General features: G+C 71.6%; 7 protein-coding genes and 1 pseudogene. 4 read left to right on the top strand and 4 right to left on the bottom strand.

Annotation, left to right across the window (positions count from 1 at the left end):
- The 3 genes and pseudogenes from BZZ08_RS39190 to BZZ08_RS37700 form a co-directional block, all read right to left on the bottom strand.
- Nucleotides 1-305: pseudogene (locus tag BZZ08_RS39190) on the bottom strand (hydrogenase expression protein); the annotation flags it as partial.
- Between the two features lie 90 nt (nt 306-395).
- Nucleotides 396-1,127: an eCIS core domain-containing protein gene (locus BZZ08_RS37705; protein ID WP_198601934.1), complete on the bottom strand. Its 732-nt coding sequence runs from the start codon at nt 1,125-1,127 to the stop codon at nt 396-398.
- A 127-nt stretch (nt 1,128-1,254) separates the two neighbouring features.
- Nucleotides 1,255-4,233 carry a hypothetical protein gene (locus BZZ08_RS37700; RefSeq protein ID WP_104636641.1) on the bottom strand — a complete coding sequence of 993 codons (2,979 nt, stop codon included), beginning with the start codon at nt 4,231-4,233 and terminating at the stop codon, nt 1,255-1,257.
- Between the two features lie 329 nt (nt 4,234-4,562).
- Here BZZ08_RS37700 and BZZ08_RS37695 point away from each other — a divergent pair, with 329 nt between their 5' ends.
- Genes BZZ08_RS37695 through BZZ08_RS39155 form a run of 4 tightly spaced genes read left to right on the top strand, consistent with a single transcriptional unit; the run spans nt 4,563 to nt 7,357 of the window.
- Nucleotides 4,563-6,167, top strand: coding sequence for a phage tail sheath subtilisin-like domain-containing protein (locus tag BZZ08_RS37695; protein ID WP_104636640.1), 1,605 nt, complete (start codon nt 4,563-4,565; stop codon nt 6,165-6,167).
- Between the two features lie 52 nt (nt 6,168-6,219).
- Nucleotides 6,220-6,669: a phage tail protein gene (locus tag BZZ08_RS37690; RefSeq protein ID WP_007450914.1), complete on the top strand. Its 450-nt coding sequence runs from the start codon at nt 6,220-6,222 to the stop codon at nt 6,667-6,669.
- A complete protein-coding gene (locus tag BZZ08_RS37685; RefSeq protein ID WP_104636639.1) occupies nt 6,669-7,202 on the top strand; it encodes a hypothetical protein in 534 nt (177 codons plus the stop codon). Before BZZ08_RS37690 ends, BZZ08_RS37685 begins: the two co-directional genes overlap by 1 nt.
- Nucleotides 7,199-7,357 (top strand): DUF6760 family protein, encoded by a 159-nt coding sequence (locus tag BZZ08_RS39155; RefSeq protein ID WP_007450918.1) that lies wholly within the window; start codon nt 7,199-7,201, stop codon nt 7,355-7,357. The genes BZZ08_RS37685 and BZZ08_RS39155 overlap by 4 nt, the downstream gene beginning before the upstream one ends.
- A 261-nt stretch (nt 7,358-7,618) precedes the next feature.
- On the opposite strand, the gene BZZ08_RS39150 is transcribed toward BZZ08_RS39155, so the two are convergent.
- Nucleotides 7,619-7,848, bottom strand: a 230-nt coding sequence (locus tag BZZ08_RS39150) for a hypothetical protein (protein WP_446750296.1), incomplete at its 5' end; no start/stop codon positions are given.

The following is a 7,848-nucleotide window of genomic DNA, read 5'->3' as shown; positions in this document are numbered from 1 at the left end:
CCCTCCGGAACCGTCACCGCGTCCGGATGCTCCGTCGGCACAATCCGCACCGCATACGGATTCGGCCCCGCCACCGCATCCGGAGTCCGGGGCGGAGCGAACGTCAGCTCCACCGTCCCCGTCGTCCCCGGATACAGGCGCAGGGTCTGCGGCTCCACCGTCGTCCAGGGAGCCACATCCCCGACCGGTTCGAACCGGTACTCGTCCACGACATCACCGGTATTACGCACCCTCAGGCGCACACGCGTACTACTGCCGGGGTCCACAGTCGCGGACGCGGGCTCCAGCGAAGTCCACAGGCTCACACGCCGACGCTACGAGGAGTCCGACACGGCGTCAGGTCCCCCCAGGGCACATCGCGTTGCCCTAAAGGGCCGTTCATGGTGCTCCCGGGACTACTGCCCGTCCTCCACGTCGTCCGCGACCGCTCGTTGGGCGACGAGGGACGGGGCGATGGAGTCCCCGGCCTTGAAGGCCGCTCCGTCGTTCACCGCCGCGACTTCGGAACCCTGTCCCGGGTCCGTGACGGCGGGGCTGCCGCCGCTCGCGCTGCCCGTCTCCGTGATGCCCTTGCTGTTCTTGTCGAGGTGGCTGGCCTCGTGGGCGAGGATCTCCTCGTTGCCGAGGGCGGACGGGCCGAGGAACACGTCCATACCGATCGTCATGGCCTCGGCCCCCATGGCCGCCGTCGCGCGCTGAGCGATGGGGCCCGTGTGCATGCGGGCGCCGGCGAGGGCGGGGTTCTGGTAGAAGGGCACCGCCTTGTCGAGGAAGGACCCGGGGAGCGACGAACTGGACGACTCCTTGGCCTCTGCCAGGAGCTGGCGCTGCCCCTCCGGGCTCCGGTCGTCGATCCCGTCGTGCCCGCAGCCCGCGCCGTGCTGGTGCGCGTCCGGGTCGACGCGACGCTGGACGGTGTGCCCGCAGCCGGGGCCGTGCTGGTGCGCGTCCCGGGCGACGACCCGCTGGACGGCGGCGTTGCCGGCGGAGCTCTGCAGCGCCGACATCGTCGCCGGGGTCATCGGCGCTCCGCTCACTCCGGTGGTGGGCGCGGGCGTGACCCGGTGTGGAACGCGGCCACCCCGGGCGGCCAGCTGGTCGGCGGCTTCCTCGTGCGCGCGCACCATGCGCTCCCTTCGACACCGGACGTGTGACCCTCAGCCTTACCGGAGCCTCCCCGCCGCCGACAGGTCTACGCGGGCAACGCCGGGGGCAACGACCCCCGGTGCCGGGTCCGGTCAGGGGGCGGGGCGCTCAGAGCGAGGCGAGCTGTTTGGCTATCGCCTCTTCCCATTCCTTCTGCTGCTCGGGGTCGTTGAGCGACGCCGCCCATGCGTCGTCGTCCTGATTGTGCTTGTCCGGACCACACTTGAGGGCCTTGAGGAACTCCCGGGCGTCGTTGCGGATGTCGTCCGGAACGTTCTTGCCCACGGGAACGGCCGGTCCGGCTGCGGCCGCGTAGATCTCCTGCGCCCTGAGCTGCCGCTTTCCCTGCTTGATGGGGTGCGACACCATGAACGCCTCCTTCCACGCGTCACGCCTCCTGCCCCTCCTGCTCGTGCCGTCCTTGGACATCCTCGACGCCTCGGACGCCTCGGCCGTCTCGGCCGTCTCGGACTCCTCGGTTCCCTCCTGAGCCAGCGTGGTGCGGCCGTAGCGGTCCGGCTGCCGTACCGAGATGTACCGCTTGTTGGCCTTCTTCACGCCCTTCTTGACGGCGAGGCCGCCCAGGGCCGCCGCGGTCGCACCGCCCGCCACCCCGACAGCGATCCCGCCGGTGACCGCACCCGAAGCGGCCGCGATCGCCACGCCACCGGCCGCCATGCGTGCGACGTTGCCCGTCAGGTTGACGAAGCGGTGCCCCAGCTTCCACTTCTTCTTGTGCACCACGTACTCCCGTGCACTGGCCATGTGCTCCAGCACCTCGGTCCTGAGGCTCTCGACGCGGGCCCGCCGCTCCTCGACGGTCGCCAGGGCGGCGTCCGCGTCCGAGCCGTCCAGTCTGGACGAGGTCTGCGCCAGGTCGACGGTGGCCGCCCCCAGGTCGTCCAGTACGTCCTGGAGTTTTCGGTCGCGCTTCGCGGCTACGCCGCGGAAGTGCTCCTTCAGCTCCTTGCGCTGGGCGTGGGTGTTCTTGATGACCATGGTGTCGCGAGCGGCGACCAACGCGGAGAACGAGATGGTGAGGGCGCCGCCGGCATCCCCGAGTGCGGCCACCCCCGCGACGTCCCCGGCGGTCTTCGTGCCGGTGTTGGAGATCTTCAGGACGTCGTTGGCGGCCATTTGGGAGTTCGTCGCCAGGCCGAGGGGCTTGCCCACCCAGTTCTTCCGGTGCGCGTGGGAAGCCGGGCCCGATTCATGGCGCTTGCCGGCCGCTTCCTTGATCGTCGCGATGTCGTTCACGGTCCCGGTCGCGTCACTGATGAGGTTGATCGGGTTCTCGACGTTCTGCTGGATCACATTGCCGCGGACCGTCCCGGTGTCCCCGTGCTTCGATGCTTCCGCCGAGTACACCCCGCCGGGCGGCGCGGTGGCGCGGAGCGCCGCGGTGTCGGGGATGTCGGCCCACGGCTTGGTCTTGGCGGAGGCCTTCTTGACGGCGTGCCCGGCGCCCTCGACCGCGCGCGTGGCGACGTTGCCCGGGGCACCGCCCGTCTTCTCGGCCGCTTCCCCCGTCTTCTTCTCGGCCGCTTCCGCCGCCTTCTTCTCGGCCGCCTTCTTCTCGGTCTCCTTCGCCGCGGTCAGTGCTGTCCTCGCCGCGGTTTCGGTCGCCCCCTGCGTCAGTTGCCCCTGCGCCGCAGCCGCCGCTCGCCGCCGGGCCTCGGCCGCCTCCTGTCCGTGCTCCGTCGCCTTGGCGAGGGCGGCATCCCTCTCCGTCTGCTTGTCCCCCGCGGTCTTCGCGTACCCGGCCGCTTCGGCCTGGGCCTTCTCGGCCTTGCCGTGTGCGTCCTTCGCGTCCCTCTCGTGCCCGGCCGCCGCCTGCTCGGCGGCTTCGCGTACCTCCGTTGCGGCCCTCGCCTCGCGGTCCAGTTTCTCCGCCAGGTCCGCGGATTCCCTCGCGTTCTGGTTCGCCTCGTCCCGGAGACGGGTGGCCTCCTCCTGGTCTCCGTCTGCCTCGGTCCGCGAATCACCGGCTCTCTCGGCCTCTTCGCCCTTCCCCCTGGCCTCTTCTGTGGCGTTCTTCACCCCCTTCAGCGCCTGGGCGAGTTCAACGGTCCGCTTCCTCATGCGCTGCGCGAACTGCTCCTCGGACTCCGCCTCGACCTCGGCCTCGGCCGCCTGCTCCTGAGCCTTGTCCTCGACTGCCCCCGCCTTCCGCGCCGCTTCGTCGGCGGCCTTCAGCTCCGCCGCGGATTCCTCGGCCTGGCGCGTGAACCGACGCACCTTTTCTTCGGCCTCCGCCTGGCTCCTGCGGGCGTTCGCGATCGTCGTCGTGAGTGCGTCCACCAAGTCCTGGGCGGTTTTCCGCCGCTGCTCGGCGGCCTCGGCCTGCTTCGAGAACTCATCCGCCTGCTCGCGGGCTTCCTTGGCCGCCTCGCCCTTCCGCGCCTCGGTCTCGCCGTGCCTCCTGGCCACATCGAGGGAGCCGCGCTGCTTGTCCGACGCCACGTTCGCCTCGGTCGTGAAGGACTGCGCCCTTTCGCGCGATTCCCTCTCTCCCCGCTTCGCGGTGCCGACTTCCCCCTCCAGCTCCTCCGCCCTGCCCCGGGCGGCCGTCTCCTTCTTGCGTGCCTCGACCGCGGTCCCGGACCAGGTCCACACGTCGGCCGCGGCGTCGGCCCGTGCCCGTGAGGCCTCCGAGACCTTCGTCTTCTGCTCCGCCACCTCGTCGACGGCCGCCTGCCGCCCGGCCGTCGCGTCCTCCATCCGATGCGTCTCACCATCCGGCTGGGCGGTCTCCGCCACCGGCGTGATCTCCAGATCGTGCGCCGACGACGAGGGCGCCCGCTCCTGCGCCGGGGCCTCGGGGAGCGGCGCCGTACCGGCCGCGCGCTGGATCGGCGTACCGGCCGCCCGCTGGATCGGCGTACCGGCCGCCCGCTGGATCGGCGTACCGGCCGCCCGCTGGATCGGCGTACCGGTCGCGCGCTGGATCGCCGTGGTCACGGCCCGGTTGCCCGCCGCGGCCTGCAACGAGGCCAGCGGAGGCTGCTGACGTGCCTGCGGCCGGGGCCGGGCCGGAGCGGCTCCGGCCGGGCGGTGTCTCTGCGTCTCGTTCAAGCGGTCCGACACGGACGGTCCCCTCCTGACACGCCGTCACCGTCCCCGCCGCGCGGGGCAGCGCCCCGGTGCGGCGGGACGGGGCGCCCCGGAACGGGGCTTGATCGCAGGATGACATTCTGGCGAACTGACAGTCGACACAAGATGTTGAATCAGAAACGCCGGATGTACGCCAGGGGGCCCCGGGGGAAAAGACCGGGAGGGTCCGGGAGTCTGCCCCAATGGGCACGGCCAGGGGCAAGGAACCTGCCCCCGTCCCGGCACCCGGGGACGTTTCGGGGACGGCAACGCGCGCGTGAGGCTGAGGGGCGTCCTGTCTCGTACCCCGAGGAGAGCAGAGCATGCCGTCCTACCTGTCGCCCGGCGTCTACGTCGAGGAGGTGGCCAGCGGCTCGCGCCCGATCGAGGGAGTGGGCACCTCGGTGGCGGCCTTCGTCGGTCTCGCCCCGACCGGCCCGCTGAACGAGCCCACGCTGGTGACCAACTGGACGCAGTACGTCGCGGCCTTCGGTGACTTCACCGGCGGGTACTACCTCGCGCACTCCGTCTACGGGTTCTTCAACAACGGCGGCTCCGCCGCCTACGTCGTCCGGGTCGGCGGTTCGGCCGAGGACGCAGCCACCGACGGCTCGGTGAACGGCGCGGCCGCTCCCGCCGCCGTCACCGGCAGCACCGCCAAGGCGCTGCCCGCCGCGGAGCCCAAGCAGCTCGGCACGTTCGCCGTGACGGCCAACGCCGCCGGCCAGAGCGGCCCGCTGACCGTCGAGGTCGCCGACCCCGAGGGCGAGGGCCCCGCCGAGCGCTTCAAGCTGATCGTCAAGGACGGCGACAAGCCGGTCGAGACCTTCGACGTCAGCGCCAAGAAGGGCAACCGCTCCTACGTCGTCACGCAGGTCAAGGAGCGCTCCAAGCTCATCACCGTGACCGAGGCCGCGCCGTCCGCGCAGCTGGTCCGGCCGGAGAACCAGACCCTGACGCTGCCCGCCCCGCCGTCCGCCGCCCCCGCCGTTCCGGCCGGGCAGGCCGAGATCGCGCACCCCGGGCCGGCCCAGTACCTCGGTGACTCCGCGGACCGCACCGGCTTCGGCGGCCTGGAGGCGATCGACGAGATCTCCATGGTCGCGGTGCCCGACCTGATGGCCGCCTACCAGCGCGGCGCGATCGACCTGGAGGCCGTCAAGGCCGTCCAGCTCGGTCTCATAGCCCACTGCGAGCTGATGGGCGACCGCGTCGCCATCATCGACCCGCCGCCCAGCCAGAACGCCCGCCAGATCCGCGTCTGGCGCCAGGAGACGGCCGGTTACGACTCCAAGTACGCGGCCCTGTACTACCCCTGGATCAAGTCCTTCGACCCGGCCACCGGACAGTCCCGCCTGGTCCCGCCGAGCGGCCACGTCGCCGGCATCTGGGCCCGCAACGACTCCGAGCGCGGCGTGCACAAGGCCCCCGCCAACGAGGTCGTCCGCGGCGCCGTCGACCTGGAGCTGCAGATCACCCGCGGCGAGCAGGACCTGCTCAACCCGATCGGCGTGAACTGCATCCGCTCCTTCCCCGGCCGCGGCATCCGCGTCTGGGGTGCGCGCACCCTCTCCTCCGACCCGGCGTGGCGCTACCTGAACATCCGCCGGTACTTCAACTACCTGGAGGAGTCGATCCTGATCGGCACCCAGTGGGTGGTGTTCGAGCCGAACGACCACAACCTCTGGGCCCGCATCCGCCGCAACGTCTCCGCGTTCCTGGTCAACGAGTGGCGCAACGGCGCCCTCTTCGGCCAGAGCCCCGACCAGGCCTACTACGTCAAGTGCGACGAGGAGACCAACCCGCCGGAGTCCGTCGACCTCGGCCGGGTCGTCTGCGAGATCGGCATCGCGCCGGTCAAGCCCGCCGAGTTCGTCATCTTCCGGCTCGCCCAGTTCTCCAGCGGCGGCGGCGAACTGGACGAGTAGGCGGATCGCGCCCCCGCCCTTGTCCCACATCCTCTAGAAGGACAGCGAACTCATGTCTCTCCCCAAACCAGAAGACGTACTCGTCGCACCGAACTTCGGTATCCAGATCGACGGTGTGATGGTCGAGTACCTCAACTCGGTGTCGAACCTGCAGATCGAGCAGGACGTCATCAAGTACCAGCAGAACCAGGGCACCACCGGACGCAACAACGTCACCCTGATGCCGGGCGTGGCCAAGGACGGCTCGGTCCAGGTCGAACGCGGTATGAGCCAGTCGTCGGTGTTCACCCAGTGGATCAACGACTCCATGGCGGGCCGGATGGCCACCGCCCGCAAGAACGCCACGATCATCGTGATGGACTACGAGGACAACCCGGTCAAGCGCTGGAACCTGCGCAACGCCTGGTGCAGCAAGGTCGTGGCGGGCACCCTGAAGGCGGGTGACACCAACGCGCTCACCGAGACCATCACCATCGTGTTCGAAGAACTGGTCGTCGAGTAATGCGCCGTTCGACTGCCAAGGCACCCGCCGCGGCACCCCAGTCCGCGGCGGCGGGAGCGGACTTCCCCCGTTCGGCTCCCGCCGCCGTGCCCACGGAGGCGCCGGCCGGTTCTCCGGCCGGCCCTCCCGCCGGGCCCCCCGTCGACACCACCCCGAGGCAGCAGTTGCAGACCGAGTTCCCCTTCGAGCTGCCGCGCGGGTACGTCGACGAGTCGGGCACGGTGCACCGGGACGGTGTGATGCGCCTGTCGACGGCACGGGACGAGCTGATCCCGCTGCGCGACGTGCGGGTGCAGGAGAACCCGGCGTACCTGTCGGTGGTGCTGCTCGGCCGGGTCATCACCCGGCTGGGCACGCTGGCGATGGTGCACGACGGCGTCGTGGAGAACATGTTCGCCTCCGACCTGGCGTTCCTCCAGGACTTCTACCGCCAGATCAACGCGGAGGGGCACACCCGCGCGGCCGTCGAGTGCCCGCACTGCTCGGAGCCCTTCGAGGTGGAACTCGGCGGGAGCCGCCTGGGGGAATCGTGACGTACGCGACCGACCGGCTGCACGAGGAGATCGCGTACGTCGCCTACCACTTCCACTGGAGCCTGGAGGCGATCCTGGACCTGGAACACCAGGACCGCCGCCGGTACACGGACCAGATCGCGTCCCTCGTGACGCGAGGCACGGCGGAGGGCTGATCGGTGGGACTCCTGGACCGGCTGCGGGGTCGTCGGGACGACGGCGGAGGAAACGGGAACGGGGGCGGGACCGCGGCATCGGCGGCGGGCTCGCCCGCGGAGACGGGTCCGCCCGCGGACACCGGCGCGCGTCCGGACCCGGGCGCGGGCGGAAGCGCGGCACCCGCGCCCGGCCCCGCACCCGTGGCCGTCGCCGCCTGGACGGGCCTGCCGCCGATCCAGCGCGCCACGGGCGCGGACCGTACGGGGGTGGCGGACGCCTCATTCGCCGGTCCAGCGGATGCCGGTCGCGCCGCTGCGCGCGATACCGGCCGACGCCCCGGCCACGGCCACGGGTTCCGCCCCGAGGGCGCGCGGTGGTGCGCCGGGTACGCCGGGTCCCACGCCGGCGGCGACCACGTCGTCGACCACGCCGGTCCAGCGGGCGCGTTCCGCCGGGACGGCGTCGTCCGCCGCGCCCGCGAGCCCACCGGCCCAGGCCCCCCGCGGGG

It is taken from the genome of Streptomyces sp. MH60 (assembly GCF_002939385.1).
GTDB lineage: Bacteria > Actinomycetota > Actinomycetes > Streptomycetales > Streptomycetaceae > Streptomyces.
This window is presented reverse-complemented; position numbering and strand designations above follow the sequence as displayed.